The organism is Flavobacterium pedocola, assembly GCF_053764385.1.
Genome location: NZ_JBSNCR010000020.1, coordinates 1 through 1,393 on the forward strand (window position 1 = coordinate 1; position 1,393 = coordinate 1,393).

Annotated in this window: 1 protein-coding gene; it reads right to left on the reverse strand. The window is 45.0% G+C overall.

Annotation, left to right across the window (positions count from 1 at the left end):
• Nucleotides 1-31: 31 nt before the first annotated feature.
• Nucleotides 32-1,393, reverse strand: a 1,362-nt coding sequence (locus ACWPKD_RS15195; protein WP_455413540.1) for a T9SS type B sorting domain-containing protein, incomplete at its 5' end; no start/stop codon positions are given.

Genomic DNA, 1,393 nt, shown 5'->3' on the forward strand with positions numbered 1-1,393 from the left:
GAGTGGCTTTTGTTTTGTATTAAAATGACATTTATCGTTTCATCGAGAAGTGCGCTTTGAATTCACGCTCTGCATTAATGGTCGGATCAATAAACTTAACCGTGAACCAGTAATCGGTTGATGGTAACAACTCACCGTTGAAGGTTCCATCCCATCCTCCTCCGGCCGGAGTAATCTGCTTGATCAGTTTACCGTAACGGTCGAAGATATGGATCGCTGCACTTGGCTGGTCACTTAAATCCCAGATGTTCCAGGTATCATTAACTCCGTCACCGTTCGGCGTGAAGAAATGAGGATAGTTGATCAGGTAGGTATCTGCTGATAATTGTGTACAGCCGTAAATATCGGTCACCTGTACCTGATGTTCACCCGGTAATACATTAGCAAATACATTGGACTCTTGCCATTCCCCACCATCAAGTGAGTACAGGTAATCCCCTGAGCCACCTACCACGGTTACCGTAATAACACCGCTATCTTCAAAAGCTATACTGGTACTGATAACCAATGAGGTACCTACATTGTGTCCTACCACCGTTGCCGTTGCCGGTTGCGATGTACAACCTGTTGCAATATTGGTGATCATAACACTGTAATCTCCTAATTCATCCGTTTCATCCACCAACACTGAACTGCCTCCCGCGATTGGGTTGCCGTTCAAGGTCCAGCTGAACAAATAGGCCGTATCGCTCAATCCTGTATCCAAAGTTAAAGAAGTAAACGCAACACCGTTAGCATCGATACAAATTGTTCCTCCTGTTAAGGTCACATTTGGAAGCGGGTTAACGCGTACTCTGTAATCCGTGCTGGCTCCGTAACAACCGTTGTAAACCGATTTTACTCTATAAGTCACATAACCTACCTGAGTAGTACTGTTAGTCAATACCTGCTGGATTGCAAACGGAACTGTTCCTGTACCACTTGTAGCTCCTGTTACATTGGTAACGTTCACTACTTCCCACTCAATCTGAGCTCCTGAAACAGAAGTTGGAGGTAAATTAACCAAAACGTTAGTTGTATCTCCACTACAGATCTCATAGATCGGTGTTGGTATCGGTGTTCCCGGTGTTGGATTCACCGTTACTACTGCAGTCTGTACCGGTGTCCCCGTACAACCGTTTCTCACCGGTGTGATCTCGAACTGGATAGTTCCAGGTGTTGTAGCACTTGTAGCTATTAAAACAAGATTGATATCTCCCGTAGTACTGCTTCCGCTGGTAACACCACCTTGAACTTGTGCGTTACTAGAGTTAAGTACAACCCAGTTGAAAACTGTTCCGCTTGGCGTACCGGTTACATCGATATTAACCGTTTCTCCTGTACAGATTTCGGTATCTGCCACTACATTGCTGGTAATGGTCGGAACCGGATTGATGATAACGGTTACTTGTTT